This is a genomic window from Algoriphagus locisalis (genome assembly GCF_900116615.1).
Classification (GTDB): domain Bacteria; phylum Bacteroidota; class Bacteroidia; order Cytophagales; family Cyclobacteriaceae; genus Algoriphagus; species Algoriphagus locisalis.
Genome location: NZ_FPBF01000001.1, coordinates 807,981 through 826,884 on the forward strand (window position 1 = coordinate 807,981; position 18,904 = coordinate 826,884).

Below are 18,904 nucleotides of genomic sequence, written 5' to 3' on the forward strand. Positions count from 1 at the left end.
CGCTTTTGAATTTAATTTACCCTATGAAGAATTAACGCTGTAAAAATACCTCGTTAATTCTTTTTCTATTTTAAGCGAACGTGAACTTCCTGTAAAGCTTCCTATTTTTGAAGTCTAATGAGTATTATCAAATCAACTTACAGTGGTCCGCCGGCCTATCTTTTCAATGGACACCTGGAAACCATCATTCCCAGTCTTTTCAGAAAAGTATCGGATGTTCACTACGTCAGGGAAAAAATTGATACGCCAGATGGGGATTTTTTGAACTTAGACTGGGCAAAGGTGGGTAGTTCCAGACTGCTGATTATCTCTCATGGGTTGGAAGGAGACTCGGAGCGCCATTATGTTAGAGGTATGGTTAAGTTGTTTAACTACAGAGAGATAGATGTCCTTGTTTGGAATAATCGTTCATGTGGTGGCGAGATCAATTTAAAACCAATCTTGTATCATCATGGAGCCAGTTATGATTTGGATTGTACAATTTCCCATGTGCTGAAATCCCATAGTTATGATGAGATTTTTCTTACGGGAATTAGCATGGGAGGAGCCCAGACCCTAAAGTACTTGGGAGAAAAGGGGAGTGATTTACCTGTTGAAATTAAGAAAGCAGCAGTCTATTCTACGCCCTGTAATTTACTTTCCAGTGCCAATACACTAAAGGTGCGTGGAAATGCTTTCTATAAAAATAGATTTTTGGGAAAACTAAAGTTAAAAATTAGGGCAAAGGCAGTGCAGTTTCCTGATTTGATAGATTTGGAGTTATTGGAAAAAGTCACAGATTTTGATTCTTTCGATACACTTTTCACTGCCAAACTCCATGGTTTTAAAGATGCACAGGATTTTTATAAATCCGTCAGCGCAGATAACTGGATGCCTTTTATACAAATCCCAACACTTGTGTTAAATGCCTTGAATGATCCGCTTTTAGGCCCCGAATGCTATCCGATTGCCTTGGCAGAAAAGACGGAACTACTGACGCTAGAGATGCCAAAAAGAGGGGGACACACTGGTTTTGTGGTAGGTGGCCAGGAGTTTACTTGGGCAGAACATAGAGTTCAAGAATTCCTTTTAGATCAGGCTTAGACTTCGGTCTTTTGCTATATTGTCTCCTGAACCATCAAAAGAATTCGAAATGAGAAAACTCTTTTTCGGCAGCTTGGTACTGCTAGCCTTACTTACATTTTTTCTAATGTGGTATTTCCAATTTGTCCAGTTCAAATTCGGGTATTTTATTCTGGGTATTTTAGTTGTACTCCTGTTTATAGGGATATATGATATCACACAGAAGACACATGCGATCTTGCGAAACTTCCCTGTGGTAGGACATTTCAGGTATTTGTTAGAGAAAATAAGTCCTGAAATCCAGCAGTATTTTATTGAGACAAACACAGACGGAAGACCTTTTAGTAGAAATTTGCGCTCCTTGGTTTATCGTAGAGCCAAAAATGTAAATGACACCCATCCCTTTGGTACACAGAGAGATATCAACGGAGAAGATTACATGGCGCTAAGGCACTCGATTTACGCCGTGCATACCAATGATGAAGATGCACGCGTGATGATCGGAAATGAAAGTTGTAAACAGCCTTATTCCGCTTCCATATTTAATATCTCAGCGATGAGCTTTGGCTCTTTGAGTTCCAATGCGATTACCGCTTTAAACTTAGGCGCAAAAAAAGGCGGATTTTATCATAATACGGGCGAAGGTGGTATTTCTTCTTATCACCGTCAGGGAGCAGATTTAGTTTGGCAAATCGGAACTGGATACTTCGGTTGTCGTGACGAGCATGGGAATTTTAGTGAGGAGAAATTTGCTGAGAAAGCGAATTGGCCGGAGGTCAAAATGATAGAAATCAAGATCTCTCAGGGAGCCAAACCTGGCCATGGTGGCGTATTGCCGGGAGTAAAAAACACTGAAGAAATAGCTGAAATACGTGGCGTGAAAGCGGGAACAACCATACTTTCTCCACCAGCCCATAGCGCATTTTCAAATCCTATTGAGCTGATTGAGTTTGTTGCTAAACTTCGGGAATTATCGGGTGGAAAACCTGTGGGCTTCAAGCTTTGCATTGGTAGAACGGAGGAATTCACCGCCATCTGCAAGGAAATGGTCGCCAAGCATACCTATCCGGATTTCATCACCGTAGATGGGGCAGAGGGTGGCACGGGTGCTGCTCCCTTGGAATTCTCCGATAGTGTAGGATTACCACTGGAGCCTGCACTTATTTTTGTGAGAATGACTTTGGAGAAATTTCAGATCAGGAACCATATTAAAATTATTGCCTCGGGTAAAGCTATTTCTGCTTTTGCGATATTGAAAAACATCGCCTTTGGAGCAGATTTATGCAATTCCGCCCGTGGCTTTATGTTTAGTGTGGGCTGTATTCAGGCACTTAGATGCAATACCAACGACTGTCCCACCGGAGTGGCTACGCAAAGGGCAAGTTTAGTAAAAGGCCTGGTGATAACTGATAAATCTGAACGCGTCTATAATTTTCATAAAAACACCATTCATGCTGTACAAGAACTGCTTGGTGCTTCTGGACATACCCATACCTCGCAATTGAGCGCCAGTGACTTGGTGAAAGGTGATGAGATGATCAAGCTGGCAAATAGGTATCTTCCAGATTCGGTGAATACTCAGGTTTAAGGTTATCCCGCAAAGGCGCAGAGGCGCAGTTTTAAGTAAATTGGGGATCCAAAACCAGTTTGGCGCAAGTCTACCTGACTTGTGCTGTAGAAATTGCAGTCTTCAGACTGCTCTAAAAAAATAATCATAACCCAGCAGTCTGAAGACTGCATTATAATAGGGCAAGTCATGAGAACCAAAGAGTCAGACTATATAGTTTATTGAAATTCACTTATACAAAATCCGCGTCGATCTGCGGTGTTTTTCTTCGTTGATCTGCGGGAATTGCAGACTGCTTAAGAGATTTTCCCTCAAATTCAATAGTTTTGAACTATGCCTATTTCATCTAAACTACCCAACGTTGGGACTACGATTTTTACAGTAATGTCCAAGTTGGCAAGTGATTGTGGAGCTATAAATCTGTCTCAAGGTTTTCCGGGATTTGATTGTGATCCAGCATTATTAGACTTGGTTACTCAATACATGAATGCTGGACATAATCAATATGCTCCCATGAGTGGTGTGCCTATTTTGCGTGAGCGGATTGTCGGAAAAACAAAGTTTATTCACGGTATTGACTTAGATTCAGAAAATGAAGTAACGGTGGTTTCTGGAGCGACTGAGGCTCTATATGCTGCTGTGACGGCAGTTGTGAAGCTTGGTGATGAAGTGATTCTCTTTGATCCGGCTTATGATAGTTACGCGCCAGCGGTGGAATTGAATGGAGGAATTCCGGTGTATGTACCACTAGAAATGCCGGACTTCTCAGTGAATTGGGAGCGGGTGAAATCTGCTATCACAGCTAAGACTCGCTTAATCATGGTGAATACGCCACACAATCCGAGTGGGTATGTTTGGACAAAGGAAGATTTGGCCTCTCTGGCTGATTTGATCCAGGATAAAGATATTTTGGTAATCTCTGATGAGGTGTATGAGCATATCACCTTTGATGGAAGGAAGCATTTGTCGCTTTTGACACATTCGCTTTTGAGGTCTAGAACCTTTGTTTGCTGTTCCTTTGGCAAGACTTTTCATGTTACAGGCTGGAAGATTGGGTATTGTTTGGCACCACCACAACTCACAGCAGAATTCAGGAAAGTTCATCAGTTTTTGACTTTTAGTACAGCCACACCTATGCAGTATGCTTTGGCTGAGTATCTTTCCGAACCTTCACTATATTTTGAACTTCCAGACTTTTATCAAAAGAAAAGGGATTTGTTCTGTGAGGGATTGAAGGAAACACCTTTTGAATTCACTCCTGCTCAGGGTAGTTTTTTCCAAATGGTTTCTTATGGGCATCTTTCCGATGAATCTGATTATGACTTGGCTGTGCGGTTGACCAAGGAAATAGGAGTGGCAAGCATTCCTATTTCGGTGTTTTTCTCTGACAAGAAAGATCACAAGATTCTACGATTTTGCTTCGCAAAAAATGACCTAGATCTAGCCTCTGCACTCGATAAATTAATTTATTTTAAATTTTAAGTGATTGATAAATAATGAGTTAAAATATAGTGTGTTTTACAACCCTATAAATATTATAGGGAATATAGGAATATAGCATTTTCCATCCTACATTTGAACTATTATCAATTTAAAACGCACAACTATGAGCGCATTACCAAAGAGACAGTTATCATTCTTCGAGCAGGGTGTTGGCTTAGCAACTGGCTTTTCTAAGATTTTAGTTAATCAGCAGGAAATCATTAAGATTTTCAATCAGAAATCCGGTATGGTGATGCAGGGTATGTGCAAATTTGAGGAGAATAGTGAAGTGCTTTATCCACTTTTCAAAGGGCTGAGTGAAGCTGGGAAACCGAAAAGTTTGAATTTGAGGTTTACGTCAGCAGAAAGAGCGGCTTACTTTTATTATCCTGAATCCAGCCAAGCTGAGGTTTCAAAATTTTTTTCCGAACTGATTTTGCTGCTTCAAAAAGAAGTGAAATTCAAGAAAGTACTCAAAGAGGTAATAATCAATAGAAACCAGTTCAGGTCTGAGCAATTTTTGCTTCAGAATGCAATGATGGATTGAGAGAGAAATTAACAAATCATTACTATTAACTAATATTGGGACAGTCCGAAGGGATTTGTCCCTTTTTCATTTGAATTCCCCTAAGAAAAAGCAATTTTTGCAGGGCTTTTAACACCAATTATTTTTGCTGATGAACACGTACAAAGATCTTATTGAACAGACATTTGATTTTCCCACGAAGGAATTCAAAGTGGAAAACAATGAACTGCATTTCAATGGAGTGAATATGATGGAGATCATAGAAACCTATGGCACTCCGCTCAAACTTTCTTATTTGCCCAAAATCTCCGAGAGTATTCAGAATGCAAAGACGTATTTTAAGAATGCGATGGAGCAGCATGACTATAAGGGAAAATATACGTACTGCTACTGTACCAAGTCGTCCCATTTCAGTTTTGTGCTGAATGAAGCGCTGAAAAATGACATTCATATCGAGACTTCCTCGACTTTTGACATTCCACTGGTGCGAAGTCTGTATGCTCAGGGCAAGATCACTAAGAATACCTTTATCGTATGTAACGGTTTCAAACGCGAACTTTATAAGCAGTATATCACAGAGTTATTGAATGACGGTTTTGTGAACTGTGTGCCGGTTTTGGATAATCTGACGGAGATTGATTATTACCTGGAGCATGTCAAGGTGCCTTTCCAAGTGGGAATTAGAATTGCTGCGGATGAGGAGCCAAAGTTTGGTTTTTACACCTCTAGATTGGGAGTGAGATATAATGATATCATCAAGCTTTACGAAGATAAAATCAAGGATAATCCGAATGTAAGCTTGAAAATGCTGCATTTCTTTATCAATTCCGGTATCAGAGATACGGCATACTATTGGTCTGAATTGACTCGATTTATCCAGAAATATGTGGATTTGAAAAAGATCTCACCAACCTTGGACTCTATGGATATTGGCGGGGGATGGCCGATCAAGACAAACGTCTTTTTCGATTACGATTACCAATACATGGCGGAGCAAATCGTGAAGAATATCAAGTGGATGTGTGGCAAAAACAACACAGAGGAGCCTAATATTTTTACTGAATTTGGTAGCTACACCGTAGGAGAAAGTGGAGCGGTGCTTTATTCTGTTTTGGAAGAAAAGCTTCAAAACGACAAGGAGCTTTGGTATATGATCGATGGATCATTTATCACTCAACTACCTGATAGCTGGGGTCTTAACCAAAAATATATCATGCTCGCAGTGAACAATTGGGATGCTGAATATCATAACATCAACCTTGGAGGTTTGACTTGTGACAGTATGGATTATTACAATTCGGAGGCTCACCAGTACAATATTTACCTTCCTAAACCTGAGAAGAAAGTGCAGTATTTAGGCTTCTTCCACACCGGGGCTTATCAGGAATCACTCGGTGGCTACGGCGGAATTCAGCATTGTTTGATACCTGCACCCAAGCATGTGCTGATAGACAGAGACGAAGATGGAAATGTCACTCATCGGCTCTTTGCAGAAGACCAATCTGAAGAGAGCATGTTAAAGACTCTTGGATACTAAAACACAAAAACGGCTCTCTCAATCTGAAGGAGCCGCTTTTGTTTCAAGGATTGATATTTGTACTACTTTGGCAATCTACTTCTAAGCATATTGATTTGTCCCATATGGTTGGCTTGATGCTCCATCACATGAAACCATGCAAATTGGTTGTTCATTTGTCCACCTTTGGTTTTCTTTGAAAACCACTTATCATCCTTTTCTTTCAGTAATTCTTGCGTTTTCACTCGCACCTTAGTCCATTCATCGAGGTAATTAGAGATAGGTTTTCCTGTAAATTCTTCCCGAGCTTCGTCCCCTAAGCTTAATGCTACACCCCATTTAGCTTTTTCCTCCTCATTCATTTCGCGATCTTCGAAAGTGTAAGCTTGATAATAAACTTCAGTTGCCGCCAAGTGCATGATCATTGCGCCAATTCTATTTGCTTTTTCATCAAGCAAAAAATCTGTTTGCTCCTGATTTAGCCCTTCTACGCTTCTGATAATTCTGGCCCGAAGGTTCTCAAGCATAGAAACCATATTTCCAATGTCATGGTCGAATCCTTTGGCTGGGGAAATGGTAGCCTGACCAAAAGTAAATGTAGTGCTTACTATAAGCAGACTAAAAATGAGTGAGAGTTTAAGTTGGTTTTTCATTTTTGTAAAAGTTTGTGAGCCTGAAAATCGCTATTTAAAGAGAAACCAACTAGTCAATAGTTGTTAATTACTCTCCTGACTTGAAGATTCTATCCATAAGAACCCATTTTTCTCCAGGTTTAGCCCATGGGATAGGCTGCTGATATTTCCACATAAAAGCTTCCCATTCGGCGATTTTAGGGTTTGAAGCATCGAATTTGGCTTTTGTTTCAAAATCAAATTCATCCACAGTTTCCAAAAGCATAAACATGCGGTTGCCAATCCGGAAAATCTCAAGATTCAGAATTCCTGCATCTATATCATGCTGTGTCACTTCCGGCCATGCTGCTCCAGGAGCATGATGTTGTTCATATTCTTTGATGGATTCCTCATCATCGATGAGGTCAAGTGTAAGTGCGAAACGTTTCATTTTTATGATTTAGATTTAAGACATTAGACATAAGACAAAAGATATTAGAGTCAAGAGCCGAGAATCAAGAATTGGAAAACTCCCCCTTAATTTTTTGTTTTGTTTAGAAACCACAGACTTATCGAAAGGGGACAAGGGGGATTTAGATCAAATGTTCTTTGAATTAAGTGATACAACTTAACTAGTTGTAGATGGAGGTTCCAAAATCTCAAATCTCAAATCTCAAATCTCAAATCTCAAATCTCAAATCTCAAATCTCAAATCTCAAATCTCAAATCTCAAATCATTTAAACCACCTGCTAAACTCCCTAATCGTCTGCTCCGCAGCTTCATCAGAATTCGGATAAGGAAAAGCCTCTGCGGAAGCATAGCCAGCATACCCAACTGTTTTCAGTGCTTCTGCTATTTGTTTCATTGAAGTGTGTCCAAAACCCATTGGTCTTCTATTACTGTCTGCAAAGTGCACATGGCCTATGTATTTACCCCAATTCAATATGCTTTCTTCCAAATTTCCTTCTTCGATATTCATGTGAAATAGGTCAGCTAAAAGCTTTACGGACTTGGTTTCCAGCGTTTCTACGAATTTTGACCCAGCTTCAATGGTATTAAGCAAATTGGTTTCATATCGATTCAACGGTTCGTAAATCAGCATAACACCTTCTGAATCTGCATGCTTTCCTAATTGATTCAAACCTTCTGCCAACCAAGACATGGTTTCCTTCCTGTCATTTCCGGGAAGTATATTGCCCTGCATGGATCCAATAATGGCCGGAGCACCGAAAGCAGCGCCAAAGTCAATCATGTCTGATATGAATGAAACAGCCTTTTTTCTGATTTCTGAATCAGGGTCAGTAAGTGTTAAACCATGAATTACTTTGCCAGCTCCCGTGCCAACGGCAGCAAGTTCAAGGTTATATTTAGCTAAAAGTTCTTTCAATTTTGGAACTTCAATCGCATCAGCAGAAGCCGTGAAAAGTTCAATTGCATCGAAGCCAAGCTCAGAAGCTTTTGCCATTCCAGCTTCCAGATCTTCCCAGAATATCCAAGGCCCAGTTTTGATTTGTGGTACTAGAGCAACCGTTACGCAGGATTTTATCATTTTCTTATTTGTCAAAATCAATCATTATTTTAATTATTCCTTGCTGATCCAAAGCCCAGTCTGCAAGTGCTTTTTCAGATTCGTCGATGGTCACTACTTTGCTGATTACTTCATCTACAGGGAATATACCTTGCTCCAAATAGCTGATTACTTCAGGGAATTCAGTGGTGCAATTTCTTGAACCCAAGATTTCAATTTCCTTCTGAACGAAGAGCGAAGTATTGAATTCCACAGGTGCTTTGGCATAACCAATACAGACAACTCTGCCAGTGAATGCCACTTCTTCAACAGCCTGACGATAGGTAATTGGACTTCCTACCGCTTCGATGATCACATCAGGACCATCATTGGTAGTTATCTCTTGTAGCGTTTGGTGCAAGTCAACCTTTTTAGGATTTATAGTGTGCTTCACTCCAATTTTCTTCGCAATCTCAAGCTTGGTATCATCCAGATCAATTGCGATTACTTCAGCGTCTTTGTTCACAGCGGATGCCACAGCCCCTAAACCGACAATTCCGCAACCGATCACAGCAACACGATCTTTGGCAGTGACTTTTGCACGATTCACAGAGTGAAAACCAACGGTTAGCGGCTCCGCCAATGCTAATTCCCTCAGGGATAATTTCTCCGATGGAAACACATCCTGCCATGGCAAAGTAATGTATCTACACATCGCGCCAGGACGACGCACGCCCATGGTCTTATTTTCCTTACATGCATTGCGTGCTCCTTTGCGGCAAGCGATACACTTTCCACAATTCAAGTAAGGGTAAACCGTCACTTTCATACCGACTTTGATATCCTCAGGAACGTCAGTTCCCAGTTCTTCTATGGTTCCCCCAACTTCATGACCTAGGATATTAGGATATTCCTGAAGTGGAAAAAGCCCACGATAGCTATTGAGATCTCCTCCGCAAAAGCCAACCATTCCAACTTTAAGGAGGACTTCTCCAGATTTTGGCGTTGGTTTTTCAACTTCCCAGAGTTCTGTTTTTCCGATATCAGTTAGTACTAGTGCTTTCATATGTTTATAATATTTTTTTAATGGCCATATGGAATCTCGCATATCAGATAATCATACCAGTGTGTGACGCTTTAGTCATGCTCGATTTCATGAGGTTTGAGTTTTTTTGTTCATTTTGATTTCTACTTCTTTGTAAAGAGTAGATAAAGGAAATGGTAAACACTAGCGGTTTCGCTACTTCTGTCTCCCGTCTTCTGTCTCTTGTCTCTTTACTTAAATGTTGTTCTCCGGCTTTCCTTCATACCACATTTGGTTTTTAACTGGAGCGACGAGCGTTTCGATTTCTGACAAAAGTCCATCAGGAATGCGAAAATCAAGGACACTTACATTCTGTGTGATAGTCGCTAGATCGCACATCCCAACAATTGTCGTTGTGATGTCCCGATGATCCAAAGCGTATCTTATTGCTACATCGCTCAGTTTCACTTTATAGCTTGCGCAAAGTTCAAGAAGCTTCGATTGCATGTCTTTCATGGCTTGAGGAGATCTATGCCATTCCGGTAAGGGCGCATCTGAAAGTATGCGTTGCATCAATGGAGCTGCATTCATTAGTCCAAAGCCCTTTTTCTTCGAAAGTGGAACTAATTCACGGTTGATTTCATCTTCAAGTAAATTATAATGTGCCCAAGACAGGACTGTATCTACCTCAATATTTCTTGTGATTTCAGCCAGGTAGTTTACTGGCAACCCAGTGATTCCAATGAATCGGGCTTTTCCGGATTCCTTGAGTTTGACTAAGGTTGGCCAGGCTTCATTAAGGATTTGCTCTTTGTCCACAAATTCTATGTCATGGAGTTGAAGTAAATCTACATAGTCTGTTTTTAGTCTGGAAAGTGATTCTTCAACGCTTTTTAGAATCCGCTTTTCAGAAAAATCGAATTCCTGTAGATCATATCGTCCACATTTGGTAGCCAAAATAACTTGATCGCGCTTTCCTTCTAAGGCGTTTCCCAATCGCTTTTCCGCCAGGGTAATACCATAAAAAGGGGATACATCGAAAAAATTCACACCATGATCTATTGCATAATGAACAGCTCGGTAACCGTCTTTTTCGTCAGAAACATTGAAAACATCTCCCATCGGAGAGGCTCCAAATCCCAGAATGGACAGGTCCAATCCAGTGTTTCCTAACTTTCTGTATTCCATATATCGGATTATTGTGGGTTATTGACTTTGTCAAACCAATATATGGAGATTTTATGAGGAGGGAAATTCAAATAGGAAGGATGGACGAGTACCTATGATAAACTTGAGTCGAAGGATTACTTTAAGTGAAAAAACTGTTACGCAGGATTAATAATTCTGCAAGGTTAGTTTAGCAATATCTCTTGTCAAAACCGTGGGCGAATTGCAATCGCAATTGCTCAAACCGATCACGTAAATGTCCTCTTCAGGCAAATAAACTCCCATGGATTTGAATCCAAAAATGCTTCCACCGTGCTCGTAGCTCGGTGATTCATTCAAGTTGCTAATATGCCAGCCGTAGCCATAATTGATATTTTCTCCGTTGTTTAGCGTGCAGTTTTCAAAAGCTTTAGCTGTAGATTCTGGTTTCAAAAGCGTATTGTTTTTGATTGCTTCATTCCATTCCAGCATATCTGTGGCTGTGGACATAAGTGATCCGGAAGAATAGGGCAAACTTAAACTCACAAAATTCTTGTTCATAAATTCATCTTTTTGGTGATAACCATAAGCTCGATTTTTTATGACTTCGGAATAGCTAGCATATTGAGAGGAGTTCATTTCGAGTTTTTGAAAAATGTTTTTTTCTATAAAATCTGCATAACTCTCACCGGACAGGATCTCAATGATATAGCCTAAAATCACATAGCCAGAATTGTTATACTTGAATTCTTGCCCGGGCTCAAAATCCATAGGCTCATTTTTGAAAAAATCTATCAGTTCAATCGGGGTAAGATCCTGCCTTTCAATATCTCTAATTGATTTCATACTTGTGAAACTTTTAATTCCGGATGTATGAGTTAATAGATGATGGAGAGTGATATTTTTTCCTTGAGTAGGGTAGTCAGGGATGAATTTCGTGATTTCATCATCAAGCTGAAGTTTGCTTTGTTCCACTAGCATGAGAATAGCAACAGCAGTGAACTGTTTGGTCATGGACCCAATTTCAAAAACGTTGTTAGGGGTCATTGGGACTTCCAGCTCTAGGTTAGCCATCCCAAAAGCTTTTTGATAAATAACCTTTCCATCTTTTGCTACCAGAAATACAGCACCCGGACCTTTGGGAGTAAAAGTGGCTTGTAATAGCGAATCAATCCTGCTTTCCAGAGATTGGGGATAGACTTGTTGTAAGCAAAGGGAAAAGAATAAAAAAGTAGCCAGTAGCAGTTTGCCAAGAGGTTTAATGAACTTCATATCGGGATGGTTGTTTATCTTCTCTTGGATGCATGTGTTTAAAAAATGGTTACAAAATTGATGATTTTCGGAGCTGAACAGACCTGAAAATATTGTTAGTAATTAATACATATCATGAGTTTTAACAACCTATCATGTATTTCTACCTGCTTTTTACAGCTAAAAATAGTATCATCGCAACTAGAATAAACTTAACCCGAATAGTATATGAAGAATAAGTTCTTCCTTTCAATGGCGGCAGCATTAGCTACCACTATTTCAATTTCCCAAGCTCAGGACAAGCTCAAAAGCATGCCTGGCTATGAGCAATATCAAAAAATAGCGCCACAACTCAGATCAGCTGTAAAACCTGGGACGCTCAATGTGAGCTGGGCAGAAGATGGTAAATCGTTCACTTATGCTGAAAATGGCAAGCTTCAGTCTTTTTCTGTAAAGACCAAGGAGGTATCAGAAGTAGGGGAAGTACCAAGACCTGAACGAAGAGCTTGGAACCGACCTGCCCGAGGTCGCCAATTCGACTCAGCTGAGTCTCCAGATGGCAAATTGAAAGCATTCACCAAAGATCGCAATATGTACCTCAGCAATGCTGACGGAAGCAACGTAATTGCAATCACTACAGATGGTAATGAAGAAAATCAGGTAAAATACGGTATCGCGACTTGGGTTTACGGTGAAGAACTGGGACAAAATACTGCCATGTGGTGGTCACCTGATGGAAGTAAAATTGCCTTCTACAGATTTGTAGAGAAAGATGTAAAGAAATACTACGTGCTTTTGAATCAACTTGAGTTGTATGATTCACTTGAAGTGGAGGCATATCCTAAAGTAGGCGAGCCAAACCTTCCTGTAGATCTGATGGTCTATGATGTGGCTACCAAAAAGATGACTGAGCTAGATATCAGAGATGGCAAGCCTTACAGCGATGGAGATCTGGGTACCTACATTTACGATTTGTCTTGGACTCCTGATGGTAAAGAGTTGCTTTATCACAGCACCAATAGGCGCCAGAATATTTTGGAGCTTCGGGCTGCTAATCCTGAAACTGGTAAAAGTAGAACGGTAATCCGTGAAGAATGGCTTCCAAGTTTTGTGGAGAATTCTCCAGAAATGGAAGTTTTGGCCGATGGCGAGCACTTTATCTGGGCTTCAGAAAGATCAGGATTCAACAATTATTACCTATATAATTTTGATGGAACACTTGTTAACGCAATTACCACTCATCCTTTCGAAGTATCTAATATCGTCAAGGTAGATGAGGAAGATAAGACACTCTACTACATGGCTCGTAGCGGTGACAATCACATGCTGATGCAGCTTCATCGCGTGCAACTTGATGGTAAAAAGGATACAAGATTGACAGATCCAGCCCTTAATCACTCCGTAACAATCTCTCCTGACGGAAAGTACTTTGTGGATATCGCTCAGACTCATGACATCCCTCCATTCACTAATTTGGTTGACGCCAAAGGAAAAGTTGTAGCAGAATTGGCGAAAAGCGATATGAGTAAGTTCGAAGAATTGGGGCTGAAAAAAGTTGAGGTTTTCACGTTTACCTCAAAAGACGGAGTGACTGAATTGCATGGAATGATACATTTCCCATCTGATTTTGACTCTACTAAAAAGTACCCTGTTATTCTAAGTAACTACGGAGGACCAGCAACTAATGCTTTTAGAGAAACCTTCACGCTTCCGGATCCATTGACGGAATATGGTTTCTTGGTATTAAATATAGATGGTCGAAATGTAAAAGGTCGTGGCAAGGAATTGCTGGATCAATTGTACGGGAACTTAGGTTTGGTAGAGATGGATGATTTTGCCGAAGGCATTAAATCACTTCATGACCGTCCATATTTTGACAAGGATAGAGTAGGAGTTTACGGAACATCTTATGGAGGAACTACTGCGGCTTCGATGTTGCTTAGATTCCCTGAGCTAGTTCACGCCGCTGTTGCCAATTCTTCGGTGACTGACTGGAGATTGTATGACAATATCTACACTGAGCGCTTCATGAGTACGCTTGATAACAACGAAGAAGGATACAACAGATTCAGCTTGATGAACAAAGCAGATCAACTTCAAGGTGAATTGTTGGTTTTCTTCGGTACAGCAGATAACAATGTTCACCCTTCTAATTCATTGATGCTGATCAAAGCATTCCAAGATGCAGGAAAAAGTATTGAAGTTCAGATTGCTCCTGATGGAGGTCACACGGCTTTGAACAGAGATAGAATGATGGAGTTTTTCATAAAGCATTTGGTTACTGATTACAAAAAAGTAGTTCGTTAATTCGAATTTCATTTACATACAAAAACCACCTGCTGAGCGATTGGCAGGTGGTTTTTTGTGGTTTAACCGCAGTGTGCACAAAGGGGCGCGCAGAGGTCGCTATTGAATGGTAATAAAAGCAACATGCGTTCCAACGGAACGCGGAGTTTGACTTACCTATTTTCTACATACCAACTGTCCCTATGGGACAATTACTTAAGATTTCGCAAGGTAAATTTCAGGTTTCTGGAGAGTCAAGTTATTCACTCATGCCTTAAATGTTGTTTAAGTATCTTACGAATTCTTACTCAGAGACTCAAATATAGCGTTCCGTAGGAACGTTTGGTATGTAGTCATTCTCAGATTTAAATGATTATCGTTCCGTAGGAACGTCTGGTAAAAGTTGACTAGAATATGTCTTCAGGTAGTGAAAACTGAATATGTTTTATAAAGACTAGATTAATGAATTCTACTTAAAACTACTCACATCAAGTTTGAATAATTCTGCAGCATTTTTCCAGAGGATTAATTCTTTCTTTTCTTCAGGTAAATCCAAATGCTTCATGAAATTCAAATAGGATTTCATCGAGGAAATAGGCCAATCTGTTCCATAAAGAAGGTATTTTGGGTTACCTGCATACGTGATCATTTGCTCCAGTTCGTTTTTCATCCATCGCTCAAATTTCTCAGTGAAGTCTCCTAAGACCAAGCCTGAAAAATCGGCATGAACATTCTTGTTTTTATAGGTCACTTCCATGCAGTCCTTGATCCAAGGATTACCCACATGGCAGATCACAATTTTTAATTCTGGATAATCAACTGCTAGATCATCGTGGTGAATAGGGTGGGAATATTTTACCCGCCCTGTGGGAGCATAGGTATCACCTGAGTGAAACATGACAGGCACATCGTATTCGATTGCCATATCATAAACCACCTTCATGCGCGTATCATTTGGGTAAAAAGGTTCGTAGCCAGGATATAGTTTTAATCCTTTGATCAGTCCTGACTCCAGATATTCTGCTATTTCTCGAAGATCATGATGATTGTAGTTCAAGTAGCTGATCCCTGCCACGACTCCTAAGTTTTTCCTGTCAGCAATGGCTTCTACCACCTTTTTGGTACTTGGCCTGTGCTCGTTGACTTTGTAGGAAGTGAGGACGAGAGAGTAGTCAACAGAATTCTCCTCCATTGTGTCAGTCAACTTATTGAGGCAATCCTCCAGAGAAACTACGCGATCTTCATGGTAATTATTGATGTGGGTGTGAACGTCTATGATCATGTTAAAACAATTGCTGTGCCTTAGAAGGTAACAATAATTTGACCAAGGGGGAAAAGTAAGTAGTAGTTTTGGGAGAATGTCGGGTTTGGAGAATGTTTACTCTAACAGTTTAACCAGTAATTTATCGCATACTTTTTCAGATAAGGTTTCACTTGAATGGTCTAGGTAAGAAACAACAATGCTCTGATCATAAGCCTCTTTCGAAAGTATCTTCAGTTCAGTACCAAGGCTGAGATTTCGACTGTTGAGAAACTCCAAAAATTCAGTGGAAGAGTTGGTCAATGCTGCTAGAATTACTGTTTGGCCAGCTTTGCAATCAGATAGGCTTAGGTAATTTATTTCCTGAATCCTTCCTTGCTTATCAGGAATGGGAGAGCCATGAGGATCAATCGTGGGAAAACCCATCATTTCATCCATACGCTCAAAGAACTTTGGTGCATGAATATGCTCCACCTGCTCAGCGATTTCATGTACTTCTTCCCAGCCGAAGCCCATTTTATTCACCAGAAACATTTCAGTCAAACGGTGCTTTCGTATAATTAAAGCAGCCTCCTTTTTACCTTTTGGCGTAAGTGTAACCGGCTTATACTTTTCATAGATCAACCAGCCATTTTTCTGAAGCGTCTTCACCATACTATTCACTGTTGGCATGCTGACTTGCATTTGCGTAGCAAGCTCCGAGATATTTACCTCATTGTTATCATTTGCCAGATTAAAAAGTGATTTCAAATAGTTCTCTTCGGTTTGTGATGCCATGTTCTATTGCTTTAGTATTCAAATATGCTGAATTATTTTTTAAAACAATTTTGTTAGATAAATCTAACATTATAAATTTGTCGTATCTAATTCCAGATTAACTCCCAGTTTATGAGGCTTAAATACATCTTATTAGGATTCACTTTTCTACTTTCTTTAGATTCAATTGCACAAAATTATTTACTCAAAGGCAGAGTTTTATTTGAGGGTGAGCCAGTGGAATTTGCGAATGTATATGTGAAAGTATTGTCAAAAGGAGCTGTCACAGATTCCCATGGGGGCTTTTCTATTCCTATTTCTGAAACTGGAACTTTCACAGTTCAGGCTTCCATGGTGGGTTTTCAAACTTCTCAACAGCTGGTTAAAATCCCTAGTGAAAACACGTCTTCACTGGTTTTTACTTTGAAAGAAATGGATGGGGGATTGGATGAGGTGGTTGTCAGTGGAACGATGCAAGAAGTATCCAAATTGGATAGTCCGGTGCCTGTTGAAGTGTATTCTGCTAATTTTTTCAGGGCAAACCCTACGCCTTCGGTTTTTGAATCTCTGCAGAATGTGAATGGCGTTCGACCTCAGATCAATTGTAATGTTTGTAACACAGGTGACATTCATATCAATGGTTTGGAAGGTCCCTATACTATGGTTTTGATTGATGGCATGCCGATCGTGAGTGGTTTAGCTACGGTTTACGGTTTGACTGGAATTCCTCAGGCTTTGATCGATCGAGTGGAAGTGGTGAAAGGGCCGGCATCTACGCTTTATGGTTCTGAAGCGGTAGGAGGATTGATAAATGTGATCACAAAAAAGCCAGATTCTGCACCACTTGTGTCCGCCGATGTCTTTGGCACTAGCTGGGGCGAAATGAATCTTGACTTAGGAATGAGATCAAATTGGGGCAAAAATATCCAGTCATTGACAGGGATAAATGCCTTTTATTATGATAATCCTATTGATAATAATAGCGATGGATTTACCGATGTGACTTTGTCAAAGCGACTATCATTTTTCCAGAAAATCAACGTGAAGCGGCCGGAAAATAGACTTTTTACTATGGCAGGAAGATATGTGTATGAGGATCGCTGGGGCGGAGAGATGAACTGGAACAGTGAAGATCGGGGAGGAGATGAGGTTTACGGAGAGAGTATTTATACCAGTCGCTGGGAAAGTTTCGGTACGTGGCAATTGCCAACTTCAGAGGCTATGAATTTCCAGTTCTCGGTAAATGGACACAATCAAAACTCGGTTTACGGTACGACACTATTTAAGGCCGATCAATACATAGGTTTTGGACAATTGACATGGGCCAAAACAGCTGAAAAGCACGGACTATTGCTTGGGTTGGCCTATCGATATACGTTTTATGATGACAATACCACTGCAACATCTGATCTGGTTTCAGACAACAATCAACCTTCCAAAATTCATTTGCCAGGAGCCTTTCTTCAGGATGAAATCAAATTGACTCCAAATCAAAGTTTGCTTTTGGGAATTCGATATGATTACAACTCCATTCATGGAAACATCTTTTCGCCAAGGATAAACTATAAACTTTCTTCACAGGATAAGAATACCACTTTCAGACTTTCCGCAGGAAATGGTTTTCGTGTAGCTAATGTGTTCACCGAGGATCATGCTGCACTTACGGGAGCGAGGGATGTGATTTTTGCCGAAGAGTTGAAGCCAGAGCAAAGTTGGAATATAAATGTAAATCTGGTGAAGAAAATATATTCTGATCAGGGGACATTTATTGGACTCGACGGTTCTGCTTTTTACACCTATTTCACTAATCGGATTGTTCCTGACTATGAAACAAACTCAAATCAAATCATTTATTCCAATCTAGATGGTTCGGCAGTATCGAAAGGGGTTTCACTAAACCTAGATATTGCCTGGGCAAATGGACTGACGATCACAACGGGAGGGACGCTAATGGACGTAAGTATTGAGGAGGAAGGAGTCAAAAGACGTCAGTTACTTACCGAGCGCTTTTCCGGAGTTTGGTCTGTTGGATACGAGTTTTTCCGTTTGGGCCTGACGGTGGATTATACAGGAAATGTGTATAGTCCTATGCGATTACCATTACTTGGACCATTGGATGATAGGCCAGCGTATTCTCCTTGGTACAGCTTACAGAATATCCAGTTGACAAAGAATCTAGGAAAAAGATGGGAGATTTACGGAGGAGTCAAAAACCTATTGAACTTCACTCCTCCGGCGAATAGTATTGCCCGGGCTTTTGATCCATTTGATAAAGATGTAGTGTTTGCACCAAATGGGACTGTCGTTCCGACACCAAACAATCCCAATGGGTTAACCTTTGACCCTACTTATGTTTTTGCACCAAATCAGGGGATAAGAGGATTTTTGGGTGTCAGGTTTACCGTTTCTGAATAGTTTTTTTAACCGCAGAGGGCACAGAGGATTACGCGGAGAGCACTAGTTTGGTTTACAGGCTATGTTTGATCATTGAATTTGATCATTGAAAATTGATTTTTAATTCTCTGTCTCAAAATACAAATGGTAATGCTTGCTGCAACCTGGATTGAAGGCTGCGGTGCAATTTGGGCAGGTGTTTCCACTGGCTTGGTATTCCGAGATCGTCAGTTCCGAACCACAAACTCCGCATAGAATTGCTTTGCTATCAAACTCCGACTTTGGCCAAACTTGAGGTTTGTGATCAGCTTCCTCTTCATGGCAGGAAAAGCATGGGTAGTACTTTTCGCAGCATTTGAATTTGATGGCAATCACATCTAGATCCGAATGCCAATGCTGACATCGGGTCTGGTTATCAACCGTTTTTCCGTAGATGTTTATTCCTTTAATACTAGATTTCACGATTGGGAGAATTGGTTCTTGCTGGGAAAAAGCCTGTGTTGTGAATAAGAAG

16 protein-coding genes are annotated in these 18,904 nt (G+C 40.4%); 7 read left to right on the top strand and 9 right to left on the bottom strand.

Annotated features, from left to right (window positions below):
- Positions 1 to 117: 117 nt before the first annotated feature.
- The 5 genes from BM386_RS03540 (at position 118) to BM386_RS03560 (ending at position 6,174) form a co-directional block, all read left to right on the top strand.
- Positions 118 to 1,083, top strand: a complete 966-nt coding sequence (locus BM386_RS03540) for a YheT family hydrolase (protein ID WP_091691657.1) — start codon at positions 118 to 120, stop codon at positions 1,081 to 1,083.
- A 49-nt stretch (positions 1,084 to 1,132) separates the two neighbouring features.
- Positions 1,133 to 2,650, top strand: a complete 1,518-nt coding sequence (locus BM386_RS03545; protein ID WP_091691658.1) for an FMN-binding glutamate synthase family protein — start codon at positions 1,133 to 1,135, stop codon at positions 2,648 to 2,650.
- Positions 2,651 to 2,962: 312 nt separating this feature from the next.
- The gene (locus BM386_RS03550; RefSeq protein ID WP_091691659.1) at positions 2,963 to 4,111 is read left to right on the top strand and encodes a methionine aminotransferase; all 1,149 of its coding nucleotides are present in this window, start codon (positions 2,963 to 2,965) and stop codon (positions 4,109 to 4,111) included.
- Between the two features lie 124 nt (positions 4,112 to 4,235).
- Positions 4,236 to 4,658: a hypothetical protein gene (locus BM386_RS03555; protein ID WP_091691660.1), complete on the top strand. Its 423-nt coding sequence runs from the start codon at positions 4,236 to 4,238 to the stop codon at positions 4,656 to 4,658.
- A 130-nt stretch (positions 4,659 to 4,788) separates the two neighbouring features.
- Positions 4,789 to 6,174 carry an arginine decarboxylase gene (locus BM386_RS03560; protein ID WP_091691661.1) on the top strand — a complete coding sequence of 462 codons (1,386 nt, stop codon included), beginning with the start codon at positions 4,789 to 4,791 and terminating at the stop codon, positions 6,172 to 6,174.
- A 62-nt stretch (positions 6,175 to 6,236) separates the two neighbouring features.
- Here BM386_RS03560 and BM386_RS03565 read toward each other — a convergent pair whose 3' ends face one another.
- The 6 genes from BM386_RS03565 to BM386_RS03590 all read right to left on the bottom strand — a co-directional run bounded on the left by BM386_RS03565 (position 6,237) and on the right by BM386_RS03590 (position 11,714).
- Positions 6,237 to 6,806 (bottom strand): DinB family protein, encoded by a 570-nt coding sequence (locus tag BM386_RS03565; RefSeq protein ID WP_091691662.1) that lies wholly within the window; start codon positions 6,804 to 6,806, stop codon positions 6,237 to 6,239.
- A gap of 67 nt (positions 6,807 to 6,873) precedes the next feature.
- Positions 6,874 to 7,215 (bottom strand): L-rhamnose mutarotase, encoded by a 342-nt coding sequence (locus BM386_RS03570; RefSeq protein ID WP_091691663.1) that lies wholly within the window; start codon positions 7,213 to 7,215, stop codon positions 6,874 to 6,876.
- Between the two features lie 283 nt (positions 7,216 to 7,498).
- Positions 7,499 to 8,314: a sugar phosphate isomerase/epimerase family protein gene (locus tag BM386_RS03575; RefSeq protein WP_091691951.1), complete on the bottom strand. Its 816-nt coding sequence runs from the start codon at positions 8,312 to 8,314 to the stop codon at positions 7,499 to 7,501.
- A 4-nt stretch (positions 8,315 to 8,318) separates the two neighbouring features.
- Positions 8,319 to 9,338 carry a zinc-binding alcohol dehydrogenase family protein gene (locus BM386_RS03580; protein WP_091691664.1) on the bottom strand — a complete coding sequence of 340 codons (1,020 nt, stop codon included), beginning with the start codon at positions 9,336 to 9,338 and terminating at the stop codon, positions 8,319 to 8,321.
- A gap of 213 nt (positions 9,339 to 9,551) precedes the next feature.
- Positions 9,552 to 10,484 (bottom strand): aldo/keto reductase, encoded by a 933-nt coding sequence (locus BM386_RS03585; protein WP_091691665.1) that lies wholly within the window; start codon positions 10,482 to 10,484, stop codon positions 9,552 to 9,554.
- Positions 10,485 to 10,631: 147 nt separating this feature from the next.
- The gene (locus BM386_RS03590; protein WP_091691666.1) at positions 10,632 to 11,714 is read right to left on the bottom strand and encodes a serine hydrolase domain-containing protein; all 1,083 of its coding nucleotides are present in this window, start codon (positions 11,712 to 11,714) and stop codon (positions 10,632 to 10,634) included.
- A 207-nt stretch (positions 11,715 to 11,921) separates the two neighbouring features.
- Here BM386_RS03590 and BM386_RS03595 point away from each other — a divergent pair, with 207 nt between their 5' ends.
- Complete coding sequence (locus tag BM386_RS03595; protein WP_091691667.1) at positions 11,922 to 14,000, top strand: S9 family peptidase; 2,079 nt, start codon at positions 11,922 to 11,924, stop codon at positions 13,998 to 14,000.
- Positions 14,001 to 14,448: 448 nt separating this feature from the next.
- Here BM386_RS03595 and BM386_RS03600 read toward each other — a convergent pair whose 3' ends face one another.
- A complete protein-coding gene (locus BM386_RS03600) occupies positions 14,449 to 15,261 on the bottom strand; it encodes an amidohydrolase family protein (RefSeq protein WP_091691668.1) in 813 nt (270 codons plus the stop codon).
- 96 nt (positions 15,262 to 15,357) lie between these two features.
- On the bottom strand, positions 15,358 to 16,017 hold the full coding sequence (locus tag BM386_RS03605; protein WP_091691669.1) for a metal-dependent transcriptional regulator: 660 nt from the start codon (positions 16,015 to 16,017) through the stop codon (positions 15,358 to 15,360).
- Between the two features lie 111 nt (positions 16,018 to 16,128).
- On the opposite strand from BM386_RS03605, the gene BM386_RS03610 reads away from it, so the two are divergent.
- Positions 16,129 to 18,411: a TonB-dependent receptor gene (locus BM386_RS03610; RefSeq protein WP_091691670.1), complete on the top strand. Its 2,283-nt coding sequence runs from the start codon at positions 16,129 to 16,131 to the stop codon at positions 18,409 to 18,411.
- A 99-nt stretch (positions 18,412 to 18,510) separates the two neighbouring features.
- Here the strand turns inward: BM386_RS03610 and BM386_RS03615 are convergent, their stop codons facing one another.
- Complete coding sequence (locus BM386_RS03615; RefSeq protein WP_244545450.1) at positions 18,511 to 18,852, bottom strand: CHY zinc finger protein; 342 nt, start codon at positions 18,850 to 18,852, stop codon at positions 18,511 to 18,513.
- Between the last annotated feature and the right edge of the window lie 52 nt (positions 18,853 to 18,904).

Bases quoted from the DNA above. Each gene is read 5' to 3' on its own strand.
- BM386_RS03540 (WP_091691657.1), top strand. From the start codon at position 118: ATGAGTATTATCAAATCAACTTACAGTGGTCCGCCGGCCTATCTTTTC.
- BM386_RS03545 (WP_091691658.1), top strand. From the start codon at position 1,133: ATGAGAAAACTCTTTTTCGGCAGCTTGGTACTGCTAGCCTTACTTACA.
- BM386_RS03550 (WP_091691659.1), top strand. From the start codon at position 2,963: ATGCCTATTTCATCTAAACTACCCAACGTTGGGACTACGATTTTTACA.
- BM386_RS03555 (WP_091691660.1), top strand. From the start codon at position 4,236: ATGAGCGCATTACCAAAGAGACAGTTATCATTCTTCGAGCAGGGTGTT.
- BM386_RS03560 (WP_091691661.1), top strand. From the start codon at position 4,789: ATGAACACGTACAAAGATCTTATTGAACAGACATTTGATTTTCCCACG.
- BM386_RS03565 (WP_091691662.1), bottom strand. From the start codon at position 6,806: ATGAAAAACCAACTTAAACTCTCACTCATTTTTAGTCTGCTTATAGTA.
- BM386_RS03570 (WP_091691663.1), bottom strand. From the start codon at position 7,215: ATGAAACGTTTCGCACTTACACTTGACCTCATCGATGATGAGGAATCC.
- BM386_RS03575 (WP_091691951.1), bottom strand. From the start codon at position 8,314: ATGATAAAATCCTGCGTAACGGTTGCTCTAGTACCACAAATCAAAACT.
- BM386_RS03580 (WP_091691664.1), bottom strand. From the start codon at position 9,338: ATGAAAGCACTAGTACTAACTGATATCGGAAAAACAGAACTCTGGGAA.
- BM386_RS03585 (WP_091691665.1), bottom strand. From the start codon at position 10,484: ATGGAATACAGAAAGTTAGGAAACACTGGATTGGACCTGTCCATTCTG.
- BM386_RS03590 (WP_091691666.1), bottom strand. From the start codon at position 11,714: ATGAAGTTCATTAAACCTCTTGGCAAACTGCTACTGGCTACTTTTTTA.
- BM386_RS03595 (WP_091691667.1), top strand. From the start codon at position 11,922: ATGAAGAATAAGTTCTTCCTTTCAATGGCGGCAGCATTAGCTACCACT.
- BM386_RS03600 (WP_091691668.1), bottom strand. From the start codon at position 15,261: ATGATCATAGACGTTCACACCCACATCAATAATTACCATGAAGATCGC.
- BM386_RS03605 (WP_091691669.1), bottom strand. From the start codon at position 16,017: ATGGCATCACAAACCGAAGAGAACTATTTGAAATCACTTTTTAATCTG.
- BM386_RS03610 (WP_091691670.1), top strand. From the start codon at position 16,129: ATGAGGCTTAAATACATCTTATTAGGATTCACTTTTCTACTTTCTTTA.